The organism is Sphingomonas sp. J344 (genome assembly GCF_024700005.1).
GTDB lineage: Bacteria > Pseudomonadota > Alphaproteobacteria > Sphingomonadales > Sphingomonadaceae > Sphingomonas.
On the sequence record NZ_JAJONB010000001.1, the window covers coordinates 2,339,459 to 2,362,120 of the forward strand.

Annotated in this window: 15 protein-coding genes, 1 tRNA gene and 5 pseudogenes; 16 read left to right on the top strand and 5 right to left on the bottom strand. The window is 65.6% G+C overall.

Features of this window, described 5'->3' with window-relative positions:
• The first annotated feature begins 44 nt into the window (after positions 1 to 44).
• From trbL to LRS12_RS11775, 6 genes and pseudogenes are all read left to right on the top strand, one after another.
• Positions 45 to 1,350: pseudogene (gene trbL / locus LRS12_RS11750) on the top strand (P-type conjugative transfer protein TrbL).
• A pseudogene (gene trbF, locus LRS12_RS11755) lies at positions 1,350 to 2,157 on the top strand (conjugal transfer protein TrbF). The pseudogenes trbL and trbF overlap by 1 nt, the downstream one beginning before the upstream one ends.
• On the top strand, positions 2,154 to 3,008 hold the full coding sequence (trbG, locus tag LRS12_RS11760) for a P-type conjugative transfer protein TrbG (RefSeq protein ID WP_224921334.1): 855 nt from the start codon (positions 2,154 to 2,156) through the stop codon (positions 3,006 to 3,008). Before trbF ends, trbG begins: the two are co-directional and overlap by 4 nt.
• Complete coding sequence (locus LRS12_RS11765; protein WP_224921335.1) at positions 3,005 to 4,222, top strand: TrbI/VirB10 family protein; 1,218 nt, start codon at positions 3,005 to 3,007, stop codon at positions 4,220 to 4,222. Before trbG ends, LRS12_RS11765 begins: the two co-directional genes overlap by 4 nt.
• Before the next feature lie 9 nt (positions 4,223 to 4,231).
• A complete protein-coding gene (locus LRS12_RS11770; protein ID WP_224921336.1) occupies positions 4,232 to 4,447 on the top strand; it encodes a DUF2274 domain-containing protein in 216 nt (71 codons plus the stop codon).
• Positions 4,444 to 4,656, top strand: a complete 213-nt coding sequence (locus tag LRS12_RS11775; RefSeq protein WP_224921337.1) for a helix-turn-helix domain-containing protein — start codon at positions 4,444 to 4,446, stop codon at positions 4,654 to 4,656. The genes LRS12_RS11770 and LRS12_RS11775 overlap by 4 nt, the downstream gene beginning before the upstream one ends.
• A 2-nt stretch (positions 4,657 to 4,658) precedes the next feature.
• Here LRS12_RS11775 and LRS12_RS11780 read toward each other — a convergent pair.
• From LRS12_RS11780 to LRS12_RS11795, 4 genes and pseudogenes are all read right to left on the bottom strand, one after another.
• Positions 4,659 to 5,892 (bottom strand): annotated as a pseudogene (locus tag LRS12_RS11780) (tyrosine-type recombinase/integrase).
• A gap of 173 nt (positions 5,893 to 6,065) precedes the next feature.
• Positions 6,066 to 6,152 (bottom strand) — tRNA-Leu (locus LRS12_RS11785).
• 98 nt (positions 6,153 to 6,250) lie between these two features.
• Positions 6,251 to 7,456, bottom strand: coding sequence for an MFS transporter (locus LRS12_RS11790; protein WP_257844707.1), 1,206 nt, complete (start codon positions 7,454 to 7,456; stop codon positions 6,251 to 6,253).
• Positions 7,457 to 7,503: 47 nt separating this feature from the next.
• The gene (locus LRS12_RS11795) at positions 7,504 to 9,768 is read right to left on the bottom strand and encodes a beta-glucosidase (RefSeq protein WP_257844708.1); all 2,265 of its coding nucleotides are present in this window, start codon (positions 9,766 to 9,768) and stop codon (positions 7,504 to 7,506) included.
• Positions 9,769 to 10,149: 381 nt separating this feature from the next.
• Here LRS12_RS11795 and LRS12_RS11800 point away from each other — a divergent pair.
• From LRS12_RS11800 to LRS12_RS11835, 8 genes and pseudogenes are all read left to right on the top strand, one after another.
• Positions 10,150 to 10,422, top strand: a pseudogene (locus tag LRS12_RS11800) (TonB-dependent receptor plug domain-containing protein); the annotation flags it as partial.
• 382 nt (positions 10,423 to 10,804) lie between these two features.
• Positions 10,805 to 12,949 (top strand): TonB-dependent receptor, encoded by a 2,145-nt coding sequence (locus LRS12_RS11805; protein ID WP_257844709.1) that lies wholly within the window; start codon positions 10,805 to 10,807, stop codon positions 12,947 to 12,949.
• 84 nt (positions 12,950 to 13,033) lie between these two features.
• On the top strand, positions 13,034 to 14,587 hold the full coding sequence (locus LRS12_RS11810) for a tryptophan halogenase family protein (RefSeq protein WP_257844710.1): 1,554 nt from the start codon (positions 13,034 to 13,036) through the stop codon (positions 14,585 to 14,587).
• The gene (locus LRS12_RS11815) at positions 14,584 to 15,300 is read left to right on the top strand and encodes a SapC family protein (protein WP_257844711.1); all 717 of its coding nucleotides are present in this window, start codon (positions 14,584 to 14,586) and stop codon (positions 15,298 to 15,300) included. Before LRS12_RS11810 ends, LRS12_RS11815 begins: the two co-directional genes overlap by 4 nt.
• A complete protein-coding gene (locus LRS12_RS11820) occupies positions 15,293 to 16,324 on the top strand; it encodes a cupin-like domain-containing protein (RefSeq protein ID WP_257845494.1) in 1,032 nt (343 codons plus the stop codon). Before LRS12_RS11815 ends, LRS12_RS11820 begins: the two co-directional genes overlap by 8 nt.
• A gap of 54 nt (positions 16,325 to 16,378) precedes the next feature.
• Complete coding sequence (locus LRS12_RS11825) at positions 16,379 to 17,824, top strand: tryptophan halogenase family protein (RefSeq protein WP_257844712.1); 1,446 nt, start codon at positions 16,379 to 16,381, stop codon at positions 17,822 to 17,824.
• Between the two features lie 7 nt (positions 17,825 to 17,831).
• Positions 17,832 to 18,878, top strand: coding sequence for a LacI family DNA-binding transcriptional regulator (locus LRS12_RS11830; RefSeq protein WP_257844713.1), 1,047 nt, complete (start codon positions 17,832 to 17,834; stop codon positions 18,876 to 18,878).
• 100 nt (positions 18,879 to 18,978) lie between these two features.
• Positions 18,979 to 20,577, top strand: coding sequence for a site-specific DNA-methyltransferase (locus tag LRS12_RS11835; protein WP_257844714.1), 1,599 nt, complete (start codon positions 18,979 to 18,981; stop codon positions 20,575 to 20,577).
• 114 nt (positions 20,578 to 20,691) lie between these two features.
• Here the strand turns inward: LRS12_RS11835 and LRS12_RS11840 are convergent, their stop codons facing one another.
• Entirely contained in the window at positions 20,692 to 21,069 is a 378-nt protein-coding gene (locus LRS12_RS11840) for a hypothetical protein (protein ID WP_257844715.1), read from the bottom strand.
• Between the two features lie 114 nt (positions 21,070 to 21,183).
• Here LRS12_RS11840 and LRS12_RS11845 point away from each other — a divergent pair.
• Both LRS12_RS11845 and LRS12_RS11850 read left to right on the top strand, forming a co-directional pair.
• A pseudogene (locus LRS12_RS11845) lies at positions 21,184 to 21,928 on the top strand (NUDIX domain-containing protein).
• The gene (locus LRS12_RS11850; protein ID WP_257844716.1) at positions 21,925 to 22,656 is read left to right on the top strand and encodes an extensin family protein; all 732 of its coding nucleotides are present in this window, start codon (positions 21,925 to 21,927) and stop codon (positions 22,654 to 22,656) included. The pseudogene LRS12_RS11845 and the gene LRS12_RS11850 overlap by 4 nt, the downstream one beginning before the upstream one ends.
• Positions 22,657 to 22,662 lie beyond the last annotated feature (6 nt).

A 22,662-nucleotide genomic window follows, 5' to 3' on the forward strand; every position in this document is an offset into this window, starting at 1 on the left:
GCGGGCTCCGCGACACCTTTACTCAAGTCGAAAGCTGCCGAACCGTGCAAGATCTCAATGTCATCGACCGCTTCATGCAGGCCTTCATCCGCTACATCGACAGCGGATTCGGGCTGCTCGGCAATGACGTCGGATTTCTCACCGCGACGCTGATAGGGATCGACATCACGCTCGCTGGCCTGTTCTGGGCAATGGGTGGCGACGACAACGTCCTTGGCCGGTTCCTCAAGAAAATCCTCTACATTGGTGCGTTCGCGTTCATCCTGAACAGCTTCTCGACGCTTGCTGACATCATCTTCAAATCGTTCGCCCAGGCCGGACTGACGGCTGGCGGCGGCACGCTGTCGGCCGACGACCTGCTTCGCCCCGGACAAGTCGCATCAACCGGCTTCAGCGCCGCCTGGCCGCTGCTCGAGCAGGCCTCGAGCATGATGGGCTTTGTCAGCTTCTTCGAGAACTTCCTGACGATCATGGTCCTGCTGTTTGCCTGGGCGATCGTCATCCTCGCCTTCTTCATCCTCGCCGTGCAGATGTTCGTGACCATCATTGAGTTCAAGCTGACGAGCCTCGCCGGCTTCATCCTCGTGCCGTTCGCGCTGTGGAACCGCACCAGCTTCCTCGCCGAGCGCGTGCTTGGCAATGTGGTCAGCTCGGGCATCAAGGTGATGGTGCTCGCGGTCATCGTCGGCATCGGTTCGAACTTTTTCGCCGAGTTTACCACCTCGATGCAGGGACAAGAGCCCGATCTCGGTGCCGCGATGAGCCTCGCGCTCGGCGCGCTTTCGCTGTTCGGCCTCGGTATCTTCGGTCCCGGCATCGCCTCCGGTTTGGTAGCGGGCGCGCCGCAGCTGGGTGCAGGCGCTGCGCTCGGTACGGCCGCCGGCGCGGCGGGCGTCACCATGCTTGCCGGCGGTGCGACGATGGGCGCGGCCAGCGCGATCGGGGGGCGGTGCGCTCAGCGCGGTCCGCGCCGGGACATCAATGGGATCGGCTGCATCGACCGCTTACACGCTCGGCAAGGACACCGCCCCGTCGCCGACCATGGCTGCCGGCCTTGGCGGCGTCGCCCGCGCCGCAGGTAACGCCGCCCGCGATCGCGCGTCGAGCGCGCTCGGGCTTGGCGAAGCCGCATCGAGCGGCCGCACGGCTGCCTGGAACGCGCTCAATCGGTCCGGCGCAGGTGAGCCTGCCTCCTCAACGACTGTCGGCGAAGGAGCGCCCGAATGGGCTCAATCGATGCGCGCGCAGCAAAACGCTCGTCATCACCGTCAGATCGCACTGCACTCGATTCAACAGGGCGATCGTGGCGGTGCCTCCGCTCACCCCGACATCAAGGAAAGGGACGACTGATGATCTTCAAGCGCGCCGTCCAGCGCTACGGACGGACACCCCAGCCCGAAACGCCCTACCAACGTGCCAGTCAGCTGTGGGACGAGCGGATCGGCTCGGCCCGGGTTCAGGCCCGAAACTGGCGGCTAATGGCGTTCGGAACGTTGACGCTCACCTGCGCCATGTCTGCCGCACTCATCTGGCAGTCACTCCAGAGCAGGGTCACGCCCTATGTGGTCGAGGTCGATCGTCTTGGCGAGGCACGGGCGGTCACCGAGGCCGAGGCTGGATACAAGCCCACAGACCCACAGATCGCCTGGCATCTGGCGAAGTTCATCGAAAATGTTCGCGCTGTTTCGCTCGACCCGGTGCTGATGCGCCGCGACTGGCTATCAGCCTACGCCTTCGTGACCGAGCGCGGCGCCCGATCCCTCGACGACTATGCAAGGGCTGCGGACCCGTTCGCCCGGATCGGCGAGCGAACCGTGGCGGTGCAGGTGACCAGCGTCGTCCGCGCCTCGGAGCGATCGTTTCAGGTGAAATGGACCGAAACGCCCTACGAGCGCGGGAGTGCGGGGGGGATCATCGACCTGGACGGGGATTTTGACGATCGTGACGAAGCCGCCCGTATCGGCGGACACGATTCGCAAGAATCCGCTCGGCATCTACGTCGATGCGATCGACTGGAGCCGCGAGATCGAGCCGGCAACGGTCACCGCCCCGGCGCGCACGCCGCCGCCTCCGTCCTCAGACAACCTGCCGCTGGGCTCGCCGCTCGATCCGAACCTTGCCGCACAACCGACCCCCAATCCGGAGACACAGCCATGATCCGCTACCTTGCAGTGCCATCCCTGCTGGTGCTTGCCCTTCCGCCAGCAGCGCATGCGGCCGGGGCTTCACCATCTCAAAGCAGCCCGACGCAACGGACGGTCGCATCCGCCAACCGCCTTGCAACCATCGAACCCGCTGCAAATGGTTTCCTGCATGCCGTTCAGGTTTATCCCTTTACGGAAGGGGCAATCTATCGCGTGATGACCGCACCCGGGCGGGTTACCGACATTGCGCTCCAGCCAGGGGAAACGCTCGTGGCGGTAGCCAGCGGCGACACGGCTCGCTGGGTTATCGGCGATACGACCAGCGGATCGGGCACCGCGAAGCGTACGCATGTGTTGGTCAAACCGTTCAGTGCTGGGTTGTCGACCAACCTTGTGATCACCACTGACCGCCGCAGCTATCATATTGCGCTCACCAGCGTCGGGAAGACGGCGATGGCTGCGCTCTCATGGACCTATCCGCAGGATGCGCTGATCGCCCTCAAACGCGCGGCCACGGCCGCCGAGGCAATGGCCCCGGTGGCCGCCGGCATCGAGGTGGAAACTCTTCATTTCAACTATGTCGTATCGGGCGATCGTCCTTCCTGGCGGCCGCTACGCGCGTTCGACGATGGCAGGCAGACGTTCATCGAGTTTCCTGCGTCGCTCGCTGTCGGGGTGGCTCCCCCGATCTTTCTGGTGGACGCAAAGGGCGAGGCCCAGCTGGTCAACTATCGGGTGAAGGGCCGTTTCTACGTGGTCGATCGGATCTTCGATGCTGCGGAGCTTCGTCTCGGCACGAAGAATCAGCAGGTCGTCCGCATCAGCCGGCTGGCGGCTGGCGCTAAGACACGGAGGGGATCATGACCGACGGGAATGATCGGCCGGCGACTGATGTCCAAGCAGCGCCCGGCAAGGCTGATCCGGAAACACTGGCACTTCGCGCCCAGCCGGCGCGGGCGATCCGTTTCAAGCGCGGTGCCATCGTGGCGATCGCGGCGCTCGGCTCCGTCAGCCTTGTCGCAACCGCCTGGGTTGCGCTCAGGCCATCCAATCTGCAGCTCGTAGGCCAGGCTGACGATCGGACAATCATTGCGAAGCCCCCTACCGACGCGCTCAGCGCACTTCCGGGCGGCTATGGCGACGTACCCAAGCTCGGACCGCCGTTGCCTGGTGATCTCGGCCGACCCATTCTCGATCATCAGCGCGCAATGGGAACCGAGCCGGTGGAAGGAGAGGCAGCCCGGGCCGATCAGGCGGCAGCAACCGAACGTGAGCGGCGCGCTGCTGAATTGAGAGCTGCGCGAGAATCCGGGTTGCTCGTTCAGTCGGGCAGTCGTCCAATCCCGACCGCTGAGGCTCAGGCAGCATTGCCTCTGGCACCGGTGGCAAGCGCCGATGCGCCGCGGCCTGCAGTCAACCCGGACCGCGATCCCAACGCCCAGCAGCGCAAGGCCGATTTTGTGGCCAAGCGCGATTCCGGCGGCGACGTCAACGGTGATCGGCTGACCCCACCTGCATCACCAAATATGCTTTCAGCCGGCAGCGTGATCGCCGCAGGTCTGATCACCGGTCTTAGGTCAGATCTCCCCGGCCTCGTCACCGCCCAGGTCACCGAACGGGTCTATGACAGCGCAACCGGCTCCATCCTGCTCATTCCGCAGGGCGCTCGGCTGATCGGCAGCTATGACAGCGTCGTAGCGTATGGGCAGAAGCGCGCGCTGATCGTGTGGCAGCGGATCATATTGCCCGACGGCAGTTCGATCCGGCTAGATAACGTCCCCGCGACCGACCCGTCGGGCTATGCGGGACTCGCCGACAAGGTCGACTTCCACACCTGGACGCTGCTCAAGGGCGTCGCGATTTCAACGCTGTTGGGCGTCGGTGCCAACCTCTCCTTCTCCGGTGAAAGCGATCTCGTTCAAGCAATTCGGGAATCGACCCAGCAGAATGTCTCCCGCGCTGGAGACCAGATCACGTCGCGCAACCTGCAAGTTCAGCCGACCATCACGATCCGGCCCGGCGCCCCTGTTCGGCTGGTCGTCCATCGCGACCTGATTCTCGCGCCCTGGCGCGGCTAGGAGACAACGATGCCAACCATTAAGCTGACCAAGCTGCCTGATCGCACGCCGATCAAGCTCACCATCACCATCACGCCGGACCTGAACCAGTTGCTGGCGGACTACGCGGAAGCCTATCGGGATGCCTATGGTCAGTCGGAGCAGGTGACTGACCTGATCCCCTATATGCTTCGCTCCTTTCTTGAGAGCGATCGCGGTTTCAGCCGCGGGAAGGCGAAATCATGACTTCACCCTCCCTGCCGACGCGGAACCATGAGCATGGCGGTGTCGCGATCGAGCCATTGTCCGTGCGCATCGCGACAGCGGTCCAGATCACGGGGATCAGCCGCTCTCGACTTTATGAACTTATCCAGTCTGGCGATCTTGAGACGGTCAAGGTCGGTCGGTCGACACTCATACCATATCGCAGCCTCAAGGAGCTGGTCGGCGGCTAACCCTATCGTCGACCGCCTCCGCTCCCGAAGATCGGACGAAAAATTGCTGCGCCGTCACGCAGCTGGTCAAGATGGTCCGACCAGTGCTGCATCATTCGGACTCGCTCGTCCCAATATTCTCCCCGCGTGTAAGCGCGGCGCACCGCGCTGCCGTCGAGGTGAGCGAGCTGCTTTTCAATCGCATCGGGGTTCCAGATGCCCATCTCGTTGAGCAGCGTTGCTGCCATGGCGCGAAAGCCATGCGCGGTCATCTCCTGCTGACTGTAGCCAAGCCGGCGAAGCGCTGCGTTGATCGTGTTCTCCGACATCGGCTTGTCCGCCGACCTGAAGGATGGAAACAGGTATTTCCCATGTCCGGTGAGCGTATGAAGGTGATCGAGATGCGCCATGACCTGTCGGGACAGCGACACCCGATGCGGGCGGCGCATTTTCATTTTCTCCGCCGGGATCGACCAGATTGCATTCTGCGCTTCAATTTCGGCCCATTCGGCCTTGCGCAACTCTCCTGGCCGGACAAACAAGTACGGCGATAGCTGAAGTGCGACCGCAGTAATCTCGTGGCCAGTGTAGCCTTCGATCGCGCGCATCAGCGCACCAGCTTCCTTCGGCGTCGTGATGGCTGCAAGGTGCGTGACCTTGGGTGTGATGAGGGCACCGCGAAGGTCGGCCGCTACGTCGCGGTCTGCTCGGGCGGTTGCGATGCCATAGCGAAGGACGCGGCTTAGTACGCTGCGCATCCGGCGGGCGCTCTCGTAGCGCCCAGTTGCCTCCACCTTGCGCAACACGGAAAGCACGTCCTGCGCAGTGACCTTTGAGATCGGCAGGTTGCCGATCGTGGGATAGGCCATGCCCAATAGCCAGCAGAATCTTCTCCAGCGTGACATGCGCCCGACCCTCCCGTTCAATCTTGTCGAGCCACTCCTCGGCAACCGTCTTGAACGTATTGTCGGATGCGATCTTCTCCGCGATTCGAGAGAGTCTCTTCTCTGCGCACGGATCGAGTCCGGCGGCGATCTGCTCTTTCGCTTCGGTCCGTCGCTGGCGTGCCGCTGCGATTCCCACCTCGGGCCAGGCCCCGAAATACAGTGTCTTCTGCCGACCAAGGTGACGGTAATTCATACGCCAGAGCTTCGCGCCGTTCGGCTGTACGAGAAGGTAAAGCCCCTCGGAGTCGGCTACCTTGTAGGCTTTGTCCCTGGGCTTGGCGTTGGTGATCTGGATGTGATTCAGTGCCATGATGGTGCTAGCTCCAAAGGGCTCGCCGGCACCATCAAAAACACCATCATTTTGATGGTGCTGCCGATGGATTCGGGTGGATGAGCCCGGATTCCATTCGGCGATTTTCACTGAAAATATGCTGTAAAACCAGCTGCTTACTGGACCTTCCCGGACGTCGCCGGAAAGGCCTCTGGTGCCCAGAAGAGGACTCGAACCTCCACGACCTTGCGATCGCCAGCACCTGAAGCTGGTGCGTCTACCAATTCCGCCATCTGGGCACGGGGTAGGCGAGCGCCTCTACGGGGGCGTCCGGGGGCTGTCAACCGGCTTGCCCGGCAAATCAGCACCCCGTCTCGATTTTTTTCGGCGACGCCGCTCAGCGTTGCTGGCGAATGGCCAGGACCAGCCCGCCGCCGAGCAGGGTCAGCGCCGCGAGCAGCAGCATCACAGGCCCGAAATCGCGCGGGGTGGACAGCGCCCAGGCCAGCGCCGGGCCGATCAGCGCGGGCAGCGTGTTGGTGAGGTTGATGAGGCCGAGGTCGCGCCCGCGATGGTCGGGGCTGGGCAGCAACTGCATCGCAAAGCCGGAATGGATCGACAGGAACACCGACGACCCCATCGCATATAGCGCGAAGGCGGAGGCTGCGACTCCCCAGTCACGCGCGACGGCGAGGCCGAGTAGCCCGGCGGCGGCGACTGCGGCGGCGGCCAGCAGGAACGGCTTGCGCCGCCCGATCCGGTCGGACCAGCGGCCAAGCAGTACCGCTACGGGTAGCGGAAGCAGGTAGGCGATCGTCATCAATTGCCCGATCGGACCGACCTGCTTGGCGGCGGACAGATCGGGGTCGATGCTGACGAAATAATAGACCAGATAGAGCGACAGGACGTTCCCCGCGACCTGAACGAGCAGCCGCGAGGTCCAGGCAATGGCGAGATCGCGCCCGAGCAGGCGGGGCGGGGCGCTGGCGCTGTCCGGGACCGCGAGCCGCGAGGGGGTCCGCAGCAGTGGCACCACGCAGATGAGAACGGCGCCGAACACGAAGCCGAGCTGCGCGCCTGCTCCGGCAAGGTTGAGGCCGATCATCAGCGCGCCGACCGCGGAGGCGAGTGGGGAGCCGAGCGCGATCAGTCCGCCGGCTAGGCCCATCTGGGCCCCGGGCACTTCGTCGGCCATGATCGCGAACATGGGGGACAGCAGTGCATTGACGGCGACCTGAAACAGGATGATCGCGAGGATGATCGCGGTGGGAGTCTGCGCCAGCGCCACCGCCGCGAACGATAGCCCGAGCAGGGCGAGGCCCAGTACGACCCAGGATCGCCGCGTGCCGCCCCGGGCGAGCGCGCGATCGCTGGCCCAGCCAAATGCAATGTTCGACAGGCTGGCTGCGATGGCGCCGGCAATCACCGTGGCGGTGAACAGACCGATCCGCGCCTCGCCCGCGATCTCCGCGATCTTGACCGGCAGCAACAAGCTGAGCAGCGGCAGGAACGCGATCACGCCCCCCGCATTGGCGAGCGCGACCAGCAGGATGAATCCCGTCCCGCGCCGCCTCGCGCCGCCTGAACCGTTGTCGGTCGTCACCCTCTCCGCCCGTTCGGCCGCGTGGATGCGCGGCGCTTATCCGATGGCTAGGGCTTCATCGTCGCCGCGTCGAGCGTCGTGGTGAGCGTCATCGACCGGTCGGTCGCATCGCGGGCGATGGCGACGCGATAGCTGCCCCCCGCGATCCGCCAGCCGGGCAGGGCGGCGTCGTAATCGGCAAGGATGCGCGGTTCGGCGGTCAGCGTCACGCGCCGCGATTCGCCGGGGTCGAGCGTCACCCGCTGGAATGCGGCGAGGCGCATCGGCTTGCCCGATCCATCGCGGGTCACATAGAGTTGCGGCACATCCGCCCCGGCGCGCTGGCCGCTATTGGTGACGGTGAAGCTGACGGTCAACTTTTTGCCTCCCGTCACCTGCGGCTGGGCATAGGCGAACTGGGTGTAGCTGAGGCCGTGGCCGAAGGCGAAGAGCGGCTTGTTCCCCTGCTTCTCGTACCAGCGGTAGCCGACGTCGCTGCCCTCCGGATATTTGACGGGGAAGGTCTGGAGGCTGAAATCGCCGCCCGCAGCGGGGTTGGACGCCGCATCGCGCTCGAGTCCCGTGAGCAGGTCGAGGCCGACCGGCGTGGGGCGCGGTGCCTGTGCCTCGCGCGCGGGGAAGGTGATCGGCAGGCGGCCCGACGGATTGACCTTGCCGGTCAGGATATTGGCGATCGCCTCGCCGCCGCGCTGGCCGGGATACCAGGCCTGAACCACAGCCGGGACCGATGACAGCCACGGCATCGTCACCGGGCCGCCGGTGGTGAGGACGACGACCGTCTTCGGCTGGGCCTTTGCGACGTTCGCGATCAACGCGTCCTGATGGTCGGGCAGGCGCAGGTTGGGAACATCGTCCGCCTCGGTCGTCCATTGCGTTGCGAACACGATGACGATGTCGGCCTTGGCGGCAGCGTCCAGCGTCGTGTTCATGTTGCGGCCGTCGGTGAAGTCGACCGTTGCTCCCGGCGCTGCCTTGCGCAGCGCGGCGAGCGGGGATGAGGCATGCCAGGTAATCCGCGCGAAGGAGGCGGAGCCGCCATAGGCCAGCGGAATCTCGATCGGCGCACCGCCGACCGAGCGCACCTGGCTGGAGCCGCCGCCCGACAGCACGCCGACATCGGCGCCGCCGCCGATAATCAGGATCTTCTTCGCGCTCGCGGCCAGCGGCAGGATGCCGCCGTCATTCTTGAGCAGCACGATGCCGGCCTCCGCAGCGCGCTGCGCGACATCGGCATTGGCGGCGTAATCGATCGGCTGGGCGGCGGCGGGCATCGGCGTGTCGAATGCGCCGGTGAGGATCAGGCCGGTCAGATAGCGGGCGACCATGTCGTTGAGCCGCGCCATCGGCACCTCGCCCTTCTCGACCGCGGCCTTGAGTGGCGCGTCGAAAAACATCGCCTTGTCCAGTTCCTGACCCGATTGCTGGTCGAGGCCTGCCATCGCGGCCTTGACCGTGGTGTGGACCCCGCCCCAGTCGCTCATCACCCAGCCGGGATAGGCCCAGTCGCGCTTCAGTACCTTGTTGAGCAGGAAGTCGTTTTCCGACGCCCAATGGCCGTTGACCTTGTTGTACGCGGCCATCACCGATCCGGGCTTGCCCTTCTCGATCGCGATCTGAAAGGCGAGCAGGTCGCTCTCGCGCAGCGCCGCCTCGTCGATCTGCGCGTCGAGGACCATGCGTCCGGTTTCCTGCGCGTTGAGCGCGAAATGCTTGATCGTGGAGACGATGCGGTTCGACTGGACCCCCGCAATATGCGCGCCGGCCAGCTCGCCCGCGAGCAGGGGGTCTTCGCCCAGATATTCGAAATTGCGCCCGCCCCACGGGTCACGGGTCAGGTTGACGCCGCCTGCGAGCAGGACGTTGAAACGCTTGGCGCGCGCTTCGGCACCGATCATCGCGCCGCCTGCGCGCGCGATCTCGGGGTCGAAGGTCGCGGCGGTGGCGAGGCTGGAGGGCAGGGCGGTAGCGACATCGCCCTTGCGCTGTTCGACCTGATTCGCGACGCCAAGCGAGGCATCGCTTTCGCGCACGATCGGAATGCCGACGCGCGGTACGCCGTCGATATGGCCGGCGGAGGGGATCAGTTCGTTCTGCGTCTTGCCGTTGGCCATCGGCGGGAACAGTCCGTGGACGAGCATGATCTTCTCGTCGAGCGTGAGCTTTGCGACGATCGCGTCGGCGCGGGCGCGCGCCTGTTTGGCGGTGACGGTCGACTTGGCCGCAGCTTTGGGAGCCTGCTGCGCGACTCCGGCACTGGTGGCGAGTGCGCCGGCGGCGGCCGCAGACAAGAGTGCGGCAATCATCCTCGACATCGAAATTCCCCTCCAGATACGCATGCCGTGCGGATTCCCCGCCGACGCCATTCTTCGCCCAGACAGCATAGATTGAGAACGTTCACAATAGCGGAAATGCGCGGGTTAGGCTTTTTGGCACCCTGCGCACAGCCGCTTGACAACGTTGTACAACGGGTTCAAGTGAACGTTCTCAACACGAGCGCGAATGGCGCGCCGTAACGGGGAGGATGGGAAATGCGTGACCTGAAGGCACGCGCACTTTCGCGATTGGTGATCGGCGTTTCGACGCTGGCAATCGCGACTGCGCCGGCATTTGCACAGGATTCGGACGCTGCGGCGCCGACCGATGAGGGCGAGGAAGTCGTCATCACCGGTATTCGGGCGAGCCTTGAAACGTCGATGAATATCAAGCGCGATGCCCAGGGCGTTGTCGATGCGATCTCGGCCGAGGATATCGGCAAGTTCCCCGACACGAACCTTGCCGAATCGCTTCAGCGCATCACCGGCGTTTCGATCGACCGGTCGAACGGCGAAGGATCGACCGTCACCGTCCGCGGCTTTGGTCCCGAATTCAACCTCGTCACGCTGAACGGTCGCCAGATGCCGACCTCGACGCTGGGCGATGGCGCGAGCCCGCCTTCGTCGCGTTCGTTCGATTTCGCCAACCTCGCGGCTGAGGGGATCGCCGGGGTCGAAGTGTACAAGACCGGACGTGCCTCGATCGCATCCGGCGGTATCGGCTCGTCGATCAATATCAAGACGCCGCGTCCGCTCGACAACCCCGGCCTGCGCGGCAGCATCGCGGTGAAGGGCGTGCTCGACACGTCATACAACCAGGGCGACGAGATCACTCCCGAAGTATCGGGTATCTTCAGCACGACCTTCATGGATGACAAGGTCGGCATCCTGCTGGCCGGATCGTACCAGCGGCGCAAGGCGAGCAACAACAGCTACAACACCGACTGGCGCGACGGCTATCTCGGTACCGAGAATAACTGGGGTTCGCTGCCCAACAACGCGCAGCAGCAGAACCGCCCGAGCGGCAACGACGTATATGAGGTGCCGCAGAACGGCTCGTACAACCTCAACGACATCGACCGCGAGCGGATCAACGGCCAGGCTGTCCTGCAATTCCGCCCGACCAGAATCGCTGACCGCGACGTTCGACTACACCTATTCGCGCAACAAGGTTGAAGTTCGCAACAACAGCGTCGGCATCTGGTTCAATTTCAACAACGTGTCGAGTAACTGGACCGACGGCCCGATCGCCGGCCCGATCTTCTATTCCGAAGCGTTCGGCGCACTGGAGCGCAAGGACCTGTCGTACAGCGGTTCGCTGGTCGCCAACCAGAGCGAGAACCACTCGCTCGGCGGCAATCTGACCTGGGAAGCGCCCGGCGGGGTCACCGTCGTGCTCGACGCGCATCATTCGACCGCGGAATCGAAACCCACCAACAAATATGGTTCGAGCGTGTCGGTCGGAAACGCAGTGTTCGGCGTCGCGTCGCAGACGATCAACTTCGACACCGCGCTGCCCGTGATCTCCTACACCATGCATCCCGGGATCAACGCGCTCAATCCCGCGCTGATCACGCCGGGCGGCAACGCCTTCCGCAACGCCTATTTCCGGGACGAGATCAACCAGGTGCAGCTGCGCGGCAGCTACGACCATGATGGCGGTTTCCTGGACGGCATCGATTTCGGCATGGCCTATACCGAGAACAAGGTCCGGTCTGCCTATGGCTTTATCCAGAACGAGACATGGAGCGGTGCCGGCCCGGCATCGGACATTCCCGACGACATCTTCAGCCTGGTTTCGCTTCCGGACAAGTTCGCCGGAATGGATGGCGCGGCCAACATCATCCCGAGCCTGTACACGTTCGATTTCGAGCGGATGGTGGGGCTGATCGACGGTCTGTACGGCACCTGTCGCAATCCGCAGATCGGCAAGGCGGCGGCGGGCACCTGCCTTGCCGACTATACGGTCGACCGGCGGATCACGGAAAAGACCGTCTCGCCCTATTTCCAGTTCAGGGGCAAGTTCGGTGCATTCGGCAACGACGCGCACGTCGTCGCCGGACTGCGCTACGAGCATACCGACATCAATTCGTCCGCGCTGGTGCCGGTCCCGACCGGAACGTCGTGGAACGCGGCGAACGAATTTTACATCATCTATTCGGGTGACTCGGACTTCTCGAGGTTCAAGGGGTCGTATGAAAATTGGCTGCCCTCGGTCGATTTCGACATCTCGCCGACCGACGACATCAAGCTGCGTGCGTCGTACAGCCACACCATCACGCGCGCCGATTATGGCAGCTTGCAGGGTGGCCTGACGCTCGACGCGCAGTTCCGCATCGCCTTTGGTACCGGCAGCCGCGGCAACCCGGGTCTGCTCCCCTACAAGTCGAAGAATATCGACCTGTCGGCCGAGTGGTATTACGGTCGCAACAGCTATATTTCGGCTGGCTTCTTCCACAAGGATGTCGCGAACTTCATCTCGCAGGATCGCGTGACGGAGGGTGCATTCGGACTGCGCACCGTGGCAAACGGACCGCGCTACAATGCGGCTGTGGCCGCCGGCGCGGAAGCCACGACCTGTGGCATCCGCGGCTATATCTTCAACAATTATCCCGGCTCGGTTCAGGTTACCGGAACCGACCCCAGCGGTTGCCCGATCGGTCAGATCTATGCACTGCCCGAAGATCCGCTGCTGAACTTCCAGGTCAACACGCCGGTCAACAGCGACCAGACGGCAACGCTCTATGGCTTCGAATTCGCCATTCAGCACAGCTTCTGGGACACCGGCTTCGGCGCGATCCTGAACTATACGATCGTCCGCGGCGATGCGACGTTCGACGCAACCCAGCCGTCGACCGTGACCCAGTTCGCACTCCCCGGTCTCAGCGACAGTGCCAACGCGGTACTGTTCTATGACAAGGGCGGGTTGCAGGCGCGCGTCGCGTACAACTGGCGCCAGAAATTCCTCGCCGGAACCGGGGCCAACCCGTTCTATGTCCAGGATTACGGCCAGATCGATGCCAGCGCGAGCTATGAAGTCACCAAGGGCCTGACGGTCTTTGGCGAGGTCATCAACTTGACCGGCGAGAGCCGGCGTGGGCATCGCCGTTCGGACCGCAACGTGTTCTTCGCCTCGCCGGGCTTTGCCCGCTACGCGGCGGGCGTGCGGTTCAGCTTCTGACGGACCTCTCCCCCCGGCCACCCTCTTCGGAGGGTGGCCTTTTTTAGCCGGGGGGCCAAGCTGCGCGGGGGCGCGGCAAATCGGATGATGCAGGTGGATCAGGGCGTGCAGAACGTGGTCATTGTCGGCGGTGGAACCGCCGGATGGCTGGCCGCGTGCCTGATCGCCGCGCAGGCCGACCGGAATGCCGAACGGCCGCTGTCGGTGACGTTGATCAGATCCCCGGACATTGCGACCATCGGAGTGGGCGAGGGGACCTGGCCGACGATGCGGCGAACGCTGCAGCGGATCGGCATCGACGAAGCGGAGTTCCTCACCGCCTGCGACGCATCGTTCAAACAGGGGTCGCGCTTCATCGGCTGGGCCAATGGCGCGCCAGGCGATGCCTATTATCACCCGTTCAGCCCGCCCGTGGACGGCGATGCCCGCGCGCTGATCGCCGGATGGCGAGAGGCGGCGGGCAACCAGCCCTTTGCCGCTACAGTCTCGCCCCAGCCGGGGGTATGCGATCTGCACCTCGCGCCGCGCCAGCGTTCGATGCCCGGCTATGGCGGCGCGCTCAACTATGCCTATCATCTCGACGCCGCCAAGCTCGCCGCGCTGCTCGCGCGCCACGGCGTCGATCGGCTCGGCGTGCGGCATGTGCGCGGGCATGTCACCGGCGTCGAGACGCGGGAGGACGGGCATATCGCCGCCGTTCGCATCCGCGATGGTGATCCGATCTCCGGCGACCTGTTTATCGACTGCACCGGCCATGCCGCGATGCTGATCGGCGGGCATTTCGGCGTGCCGTTCATCGACCGCAGCGACGTGCTGTTCAACGACCGTGCGCTCGCGGTGCAGCTGCCCGTCGATCCCGCCAGCCCGATCGCGTCACAGACCGACGCCACCGCGCACGCCGCAGGATGGATCTGGGACATCGGCCTGCCGACGCGGCGCGGGGTCGGGTGCGTCTATGCCTCGGCCTATATGGACGACGATGCGGCCGCCGCGACGCTGGCCGGCTATCTCGGGCGCGACCCGGCGGAACTGGGCGCACGCAAGCTCAGCTTCCGGTCGGGGCATCGTGAACGCTTCTGGGAGCGCAACTGCGTCGCGGTCGGTCTGTCGGCGGGCTTCCTCGAACCGCTCGAGGCATCGGCAATCGTGCTGATCGAACTCTCGCTGGACGCGCTGCTCGACGGATTTCCCGCGACGCGCGGTGCGATGGACATCCATGCGCGCCGGTTCAACAGCCTGTTCCGCTATCGCTGGGACCGGATCGTCGAATTCCTCAAGCTCCATTATGTCCCGAGCGCGCGCACCGATCCCTATTGGCGCGCGCATTGCGACCCGGCATCGATCCCCGACCGGCTGAAGGAGTTGCTGGAGCTGTGGCGGCACCAGCCGCCGTCGATCGCGGATTTTCCGATGGTCGACGAAATCTTCCCCGCCGCCAGCCACCAGTTCGTCCTTTATGGCATGGGCTTCCCCGCGCCGCCGCCATCAGCCATCGCGACCGATATCGTCGGCGTCGCGCGCGGCATGGCGCAGGCGGCTCAGCGCGGCCGCGCGCTTGCCGCCAGCCTTCCCACCAACCGCGCCTATCTTGACGCGCTGCGCGCCGCCGCGCCACGCATGGCGCTGGAGATACCATGACCGACCACGCCGTCCTGACCCCCGAAGACCATCGCGACCTGCGCATCCGGCGCGAGCGTGACGCCGCCTATGGCGATGCGGTGATGTCCTGCATCACCACCCCCGACGAGTTCCGCCGGGTACAGGCACATTACCCGATCCTGTTCCGCCGCGATGTCGAGCGCGACGCCTTCATGGCGCTGGCGATGTTCGGGTTTCAGGATGGCGAGAACCTGTTCCTCAACGATGGCCATTGGGACGCGGACTATGTTCCGCTGACGATCGACATCCAGCCGTTCCTGATCGGCGGGCCGGCATCGGGCGACGGGCCGAAACAGGTCCATGTCGATCTCGCCAGCCCGCGCATCGCGGGCGACGAGGGCGTGCGCGTATTCGACGACACCGGTCGCCCGACCCCTTATCTGGAAACCATCGCCGAACAGCTCGGCGCGCTCGATGCGGGGTGGCAGGGATCGGCGGACTTCTTCGCCGCGCTGCGACGCCACGATCTGCTCGAACCGCTGACGCTGGAGATCACGCTTGACGACGGATCGACCAACAGCCTGGTCGGCTTCCATGCGGTGAATGAGGACCGGCTGCGCGCGCTCGACGGCGACGCGCTGGGCGACCTGCATCGCGACGGGCATCTGATGCCGCTGTTCATGGCGGTCGCGTCGATCGGCAATTTCACCGCGCTGATCGCGCGCAAGAACCGACGGAATGCGGATGGCTGAGGCTGATCCCGGGATCCTCACGGGCCTCGCGCAGGTGCCGGAAGTGCGGGTCGCGGACAGCGCCGCGCTCGATGCGCAGCTGCGCGTGGCAACCGCGCCGTTCGTGGTACGCGGGCTGGTGAAGGAGTGGCCGCTGGTCCGGGCGGGGCTGGAGTCGGGCCGCACCGCGCGCGACTATCTGCTGCGCCACCGCCGCGACGCGCAGTTCACCGTCGCGGTTGGCGCACCGGGGGATGACGGGCGCTTGTTCTACGATGCGGCAATGGCAATGAACTTCCGCACGCTCCGCGCCAAGCTCCCCGAGATTTTCGCCCAAATCGACGCGACCGAGGGAAGCGTCGACGCTCCCCCGATCTACCTCGCCTCGATCGATGTGCACGACTTCTTTCAGGGTCTGCACGAGGCCAATCACGTCGATCTGGGCGACCGCAACTGCCTCGCCAGCATCTGGATCGGCACGCGCACGCGGATCGCGGCGCACAACGACTTCCCCGCCAACCTCGCTTGTGTCGCGGCGGGTCGTCGCCGGTTCACGCTGTTCCCGCCCGATCAGTTCCGCAACCTCTATCTCGGCCCGGTCGACAACACCCCCGCCGGCCGCGCGGTTAGCATGGTCGATTTCCATCATCCCGACTTCGCCGCCCATCCCAGGTTCCGCGAGGCGCTGGCGCACGCGCAGGTGGTCGAGCTGGAGCCGGGAGACGCGCTGCACATCCCGTCGATGTGGTACCACCATGTCGAGGGGCTGGAGCCGTTCAATATCCTGCTCAATTACTGGTGGCGTGAGGCGCCGATCTGGCTCGGCCAGCCGCAGGACGCGCTCAACCACGCGATGCTGTCGGTGCGCGACCTGCCGCCGGAGCAGAAGGCGCATTGGCGCGAGCTGTTCGACCATTATGTGTTCGACGCCGACGCCAGCGTCACCGCGCATATCCCGGAGGGCGGGCGCGGCATCCTCGACCCGATGACGCCCGAGGCGGCGTCGCGCATCCGATCCTATTTGCTGCGGCAGCTCGGCCGGTGAAGGAAGACTCGATGCAGAAGATCGTCGTCGCCGGGGGGCGGCACCGCGGGCTGGATGGCCGCCGCCGCGATTGCGCGGACGATGGGGCGCACCGTCAGCGTGACGCTGGTGGAGTCCGACGCGATCGGCACGATCGGGGTGGGCGAATCCACGATCCCGCCGCTGGTCACCTACAACCGCCTGCTCGGCATCAACGAGGCGGAGTTCATGCGCGCCACCCAGGCGACGTTCAAGCTCGGCATATTGTTCGACAACTGGAAGGAGCCGGGCCACCGCTATTTCCACAGCTTCGGCTTCACCGGGAAGGATCACTGGTCGGCGGGCTTCCAGCATTTCTGGCTGGAGGCGCGCAGCAAGGGCCACACTCACAGTTACGACGATTATTGCCTCGAACTGGTCGCCGCGATGGAGAGCAAGTTCGCTCAGCTGCCCGATGACCGCGTCAACTATGCCTATCAGCTCGATTCCGGTCTCTACGCCCGCTTCCTGCGCCAGATGGCCGAGGGCGACGGCGTCACAAGGATCGAGGGCAAGATCGCACGCGTCGAGCTGGACGGCGAGAGCGGCGACATCGCCGCGCTGACGCTCGACAATGGCACCCGCGTCGCGGGCGACCTGTTCCTCGACTGCACCGGCTTTCGCGCGCTGCTGCTCGAGGGGGCGTTGCACGCCGGTTACGACGACTGGACCCACTGGCTGCCCTGCGACAGTGCCATCGCGTTGCAGACCCCCAATGTCCGCCCGCCGGTCCCCTATACGCGCGCGATGGCGCATGATGCCGGCTGGCAATGGCGCATCCCGTTGCAGCACCGCACCGGCAACGGCATCGTCTATTGCAGCCGGTATCTCGACCATGACGCAGCGCTCGAACGGCTGCTCGACAATCTCGAGGGCGAGCCGCTGACCCCGCCCAACAAGCTGCGCTTCGTCACCGGCGCGCGGCGCAAGCAATGGCACCGCAACTGCGTCGCCATCGGCCTTGCCAGCGGGTTCATGGAGCCGCTCGAATCCACCTCGATCCACCTGATCCAGCGCGCCGTGCTGCGCCTGATCCGGATGATGCCGGCGCAGGGCCGGGTCAGCGAACGCGACATCGCCGAATTCAACGACCAGCAATTCCAGGACATGGAGCAGATCCGCGATTTCCTGATCCTTCACTACAAGGCAACCGACCGCCGCGATTCCGCCTTCTGGCGGCATTGCGCGTCGATGGAAGTGCCCGACAGCCTGACCCAGAAGATCGAGCTGTTCCGCGAAACCGGCCGCGTCTTCCGCCGCAATGACGAGTTGTTCGCCGAGAACAGCTGGGTCCAGGTGATGATGGGGCAGGGCATCGCGCCCAAGGCATGGCACCCGATCGCGGGCAAGATGACCGACGACGAACTCGACCGTACGCTCGCGCGCATCCGCGAGGATGTCCGCCGCACCGTTGACGGGCTTCCCGCCCATGCCGATTATGTCGCCCGCTATTGCGGCGCGGCCGAACCTGCGGCGGCCTGACCCGCACATGGCGCGTCGCAAGCAAGCGGTCACGATCAAGCATGTCGCAGCGGACGCCGGGGTGTCGCTGCAGACGGTGAGCCGCGTCATCAACAAGGAACCGAACGTCCGCCCCGAGATGATGGAGCGCGTGCAGGAATCGATCGCGCGGCTCGGCTATGTCCCGTCGATCGCGGCGCAGCGGATGAGCGGGTCGCGCTCCTACCTCATCATGGCGCTCAACGACCGCGAACGCACCATCGCCGGGTGGCGCGCGCGCGAGGGCACCGACTGGGTCGACCAGATGCTGCTCGGCGGCATGCTGACCTGTGCCGAACATGGTTATCGCCTGATCGTCGAGCTGGTCGACACGCATAGCGACCATATCGAGCGCGAGCTGTCCGCCGCGATCGCCGCGCTTCAGCCCGATGGCGTGCTGCTCACCCCGCCGCACTCGGCGAACCCTGAGATCATCGCGCTGCTCGACGCGGCGGGGATCGATCTGGCGCGGATCGGGTCGCTGACCGAAGGGCCGGGGTTCCGGCTGACGATGGGCGACGACATCGCGGCGGCAATGGCGACGCAGCACTTGGTCGAACTGGGCCATCAGCGGATCGGCTTCATCGCCGGCTCGCTCGAATATGAGCTGAGCGGGTGGCGCGTCGATGGCTGGCGCGGCGCGATGGCGGAGGCGGGACTGTCGACCGACGGGCTGCTGGCGCAGGGAGATTTCAGCATCGAATCCGGCCGCATCTGCGCGCCCGAGCTGATCGACGCCGGCGCGACCGCGATCATCGCCAGCAACGACCAGATGGCGCTGGCGACGCTGGAGGTGGCGCGCGCACGCGGCCTGTCGGTGCCGGGCGACCTGTCGATCATCAGCTTCGACGACACGCCGGTGGTGCGCTTTTCGCACCCTGCGATGACTGCGGTCGAACAGCCGATCGCGGCGGTCACCGCGCGCGCTGTAGAGCTGATCATCGGCGCGCGCGCGGGTCGCGAGACACCGGGCGCACCGGTGGTGGTCACGCCGGGGCTTGCCGTGCGCGAGTCCACCGCACCGCCGCGACCCTAGCCGTTCGGGCTGAGATCGATCCACAACGGATCGGATCAGCGTCCCGACGCAGCCAGCATTCGCTAACGTCGGCCGACCGCGCGGCGCGGCGGGGGCTTCGATGGGCGTTGCCAACTCCCTGTTCTACGGGGACAATCTCGATGTGATGCGGGCGCATTTCCCGGACGGGTGCGTCGATCTGGTCTATCTCGACCCGCCGTTCAACTCGAACGCCAACTACAATATCCTGTTCCGCTCACCGACCGGCAGCGACGCCGACGCACAGGTTCGGGCGTTCGAGGATAGGTGGCACTGGAACGACGCGGCGGAGGATGCCTTCGATCAGGTGATGCAGAGCGGCCACGCGCGCGCCTTCGACCTGCTCGCCGCGTTCCGCAGCGCGCTCGGCACCAACGACATGATGGCCTATCTCGCGATGATGGCGATCCGCCTGATCGAACTGCACCGCGTGCTCAAGGCAGAGGGCAGCCTCTATCTCCACTGCGACCCGACCGCGAGCCACTACCTCAAATTGCTGCTCGACGCTGTGTTCGGCGCCGAGCGCTTCCGCAACGAGATCACGTGGAAACGCACCGCCGCGCACAGCGATGGCGGGCGCTACGGGCGCAATACCGACACGATCCTGTTCTATGCGAAGGGGGCAAGGCCGCGCTGGAACCCGCTCTTCACCCCCTATGACGCCGACTATGCCGCGCGCTTCCGCAACCGCGACCCCGACGGGCGGCTGTGGATGGACGACAATCTGACCGCAAAGGGGCTGTCGGGCGGCGGGTACAGCTATGCGTACAAGGGCGTGACCTCCTATTGGCGCATGCCGGTCGAGACGATGGAGCGGCTGGACCGGGAGGGGCGGCTGCACTTCACCCGCACCGGCGGCATCCGGCTCAAACGCTATCTCGACGAAGCGCGCGGATCGCCGGTGCAGGCGCTGTGGACCGATATCCCCGCGCTCAACTCACAGGCGCAGGAGCGGCTGGGTTATCCCACGCAAAAGCCGATCGCGCTGCTGGAGCGGATCATCGCCGCATCGTCCGACCCCGGCGATCTGGTGCTCGACCCGTTTTGCGGCTGCGGCACCGCGGTGCATGCCGCGGAAAAGCTCGGGCGGCGCTGGGCGGGAATCGACGTGACCCACCTCGCCATCGGCCTCATTGAAAAGCGGATGCGCGCCGCCTTCCCCGGCGTGGCATTGCGGGTCGAGGGAACACCGCGCGACTGCGCCGCCGCCGCCGATCTCGCCCGGCGCGACCCGTACCAGTTCCAATGGTGGGCAGTGTCGATGATCGACGCGGTGCCGTTCGGCGGACGGCGTAAGGGCGCGGACGGCGGGATCGACGGCATCATCTACTTCCGCCCCGAACGCCGCCAGACCGCGCGCGCTCTGGTCTCGGTCAAGGGCGGCGAGCGCGTCGGCGTCGGCGTGGTCCGCGACCTCCACTCGGCAATGGAGCGCGAACGTGCCCCGATCGGCGTGGTCCTCACCCGCTCGTCTCCGTCCGCCCCGATGCTGCGCGAGGCGGCGGCGGTGGGGCGGTTCCATAGCGAGGCGACCGGGCGCAGTTATGCGCGGATGCAGATTTTGACGGTCGAGGAGCTGTTCCGCGGGCGCCGGCCGGACATTCCGCTGGTGGATCATGCGGCGGCGTTTCGGACGGCGCCGAGGGAGCGAGTGGGCGGGGAGCAGGCGGTGTTGTTTTAGTGGGGGGCTCACGGCTATCGGGCGGTAGGCGAATGGCTGGCGTTGCCCCTGCAATTTCGTAAGAGATGCTGACAGCAACCCCAAGAGTTTAGAGTGCGTCAGGGCGTGCGGAAACTAACCGTCGTTCTTGTCGTCAACGGTGATCCATGTCCACAGTCGCGCGCCTTCGATCGGGTAGACGACTTTCAGTGCGGTCGTCAGCATCCTCGTTTTCGATTCAGGCAGTAGATTTTGGCGCCTTCTGAAGAATAGGCGCTGCTGTGGATCGTCAGGCGTGTCGGGGCTGTCATTCAAGTTCCAGCCGTCCGCTTCCATTTGCATGACCGCCACATCGACATGGCTAGGTGGAACGTCGATGCGAAGTTGGACCAGATGATCGGCACTCGGATCCCACTCATCATCGCCGGTGCCATAAATCCAATAAACACCCTCAGGGTCAAGGACACGTTCTAGCGTTTTGTCAAAACTCTGGTCTGGGTTGATTTCGCTCACCTGTTGACGTTGCCGGATGCAACGAATGCGCGCAATGGGGTCGTTACCGACCATTCGTCCTGCACGCCCACCACACATTGCCCATCCGCCCCACTCCCCATACACCCGTCCCCAATGCCCGAAGACCTCACCCCCATCCCCGCCGCGACCCTCGTCGTCTTCCGCGAGCGCGGCGACGGCCCGCCCGAGCTGCTGATGCTCGAACGCTCGGCGGCGATGCGGTTCGCCGGTGGGGCGGTGGTGTTTCCCGGCGGGCGGGTGGATGCGGGCGACCATGCCTTTGCCGCGACGCTCCCCGACGACCCCGACGACCTCGCCGCGCGGGTGGCGGCGGTGCGCGAAACCATCGAGGAGGCGGGGGGTGGCGATCGGCGTCGACCTGCCCGACCTGCCGGCCGCGCGGCGTGCGCTCTATGACGGCATTCCGTTCGCGGAGGTGATCGCGGGAGCCAAGTTCGACCCCGCCGCGCTCGTTCCCTTCGCCCGCTGGCTGCCGCATCAGGGCGTCGCGCACCGCATCTTCGACACGCGCTTCTACCTCGCCCGCTGGCCCGATGGCGCGCCCGATCCGGCGGTGGACGGCAACGAGAACAGCCAGCTCTTCTGGTCGAGCGCGCGCGACACGCTCGCCGCTGCCGATGCGGGCAAGGTGCGCATGATCTTTCCGACGCGCCGCAACCTTGAGCGGCTGGCGCTGTTCAACAGTTTCGACGATGCGGTCGCCGACGCGCGGGCGCACCCAATCGAAACCATCACCCCCTGGATCGAGGCGCGCGACGGCGTGGACCATCTCTGCATTCCCGAAGGACTGGGCTACCCGGTCATCGCGCAAGCGCTGGGCGCCGCGCTGCGGGCATGAAGGCGCTGCGCACCACGATCGGCGCGATCGTCATCGCCGCATTGCTGCTGACGCTGGCGCTGCTGGTCTATGCGATGCTGCGCAACCGGCCCCAGGATCTGCCCTGGACCAAGCTCGACCTGTCCCAGCCGGTTGGCCTGTTCACCGGGCGCAAGATCACCGGGCTGACCGACGATTTCCCCGCCTGCCGCGCCGCGCTCGACAAAGCCGGCATTCGCTACACCGCCTTGCCCGCGCGCGACGAGGGGGAGGGGTGCGGCTATACCGATGCTGTCCGCTTCACCAAGGGCGGCGCGCGGCGGATCGGCTTCGCGCCCTCCGATCTGGGCGTGTCCTGCCCGGTCGCGGCGGGGCTAGCGGTATGGGAATGGGAAGTGGTCCAACCCGCCGCCCAGCGCATCTTCGGCCAGCGCGTCGCGGAGATCGAGCATTTCGGCAGCTACAACTGCCGCCGCATGTACAACCGCGAGGGCGCAAGCTGGAGCGAGCACGCCACCGCCGACGCCGTCGATATCGCGGCCTTCCGCCTGGCGGACGGCACGCGCATCACGCTGATCGGCGACTGGGCGGGGGAGGGGGAAAAGGCGCAATTCCTGCGCGCGGTGCGCGACGGCGGCTGCGACCTGTTCGCGACGGTGCTGTCACCGGACTACAACGAAGCGCACCGCGACCATTTCCACTTCGACCAGGCCGAACGCGGCGCGATGGGGTGGCGGGCCTGCCGCTAGGCAAGC

Bases quoted from the DNA above. Each gene is read 5' to 3' on its own strand.
- LRS12_RS11770 (WP_224921336.1), top strand. From the start codon at position 4,232: ATGCCAACCATTAAGCTGACCAAGCTGCCTGATCGCACGCCGATCAAG.
- LRS12_RS11795 (WP_257844708.1), bottom strand. From the start codon at position 9,768: ATGTCGAGGATGATTGCCGCACTCTTGTCTGCGGCCGCCGCCGGCGCA.
- LRS12_RS11810 (WP_257844710.1), top strand. From the start codon at position 13,034: ATGATGCAGGTGGATCAGGGCGTGCAGAACGTGGTCATTGTCGGCGGT.
- LRS12_RS11820 (WP_257845494.1), top strand. From the start codon at position 15,293: ATGGCTGAGGCTGATCCCGGGATCCTCACGGGCCTCGCGCAGGTGCCG.
- trbG (WP_224921334.1), top strand. From the start codon at position 2,154: ATGATCCGCTACCTTGCAGTGCCATCCCTGCTGGTGCTTGCCCTTCCG.
- LRS12_RS11815 (WP_257844711.1), top strand. From the start codon at position 14,584: ATGACCGACCACGCCGTCCTGACCCCCGAAGACCATCGCGACCTGCGC.
- LRS12_RS11765 (WP_224921335.1), top strand. From the start codon at position 3,005: ATGACCGACGGGAATGATCGGCCGGCGACTGATGTCCAAGCAGCGCCC.
- LRS12_RS11775 (WP_224921337.1), top strand. From the start codon at position 4,444: ATGACTTCACCCTCCCTGCCGACGCGGAACCATGAGCATGGCGGTGTC.
- LRS12_RS11805 (WP_257844709.1), top strand. From the start codon at position 10,805: ATGAGGTGCCGCAGAACGGCTCGTACAACCTCAACGACATCGACCGCG.
- LRS12_RS11835 (WP_257844714.1), top strand. From the start codon at position 18,979: ATGGGCGTTGCCAACTCCCTGTTCTACGGGGACAATCTCGATGTGATG.
- LRS12_RS11825 (WP_257844712.1), top strand. From the start codon at position 16,379: ATGGCCGCCGCCGCGATTGCGCGGACGATGGGGCGCACCGTCAGCGTG.
- LRS12_RS11830 (WP_257844713.1), top strand. From the start codon at position 17,832: ATGGCGCGTCGCAAGCAAGCGGTCACGATCAAGCATGTCGCAGCGGAC.
- LRS12_RS11850 (WP_257844716.1), top strand. From the start codon at position 21,925: ATGAAGGCGCTGCGCACCACGATCGGCGCGATCGTCATCGCCGCATTG.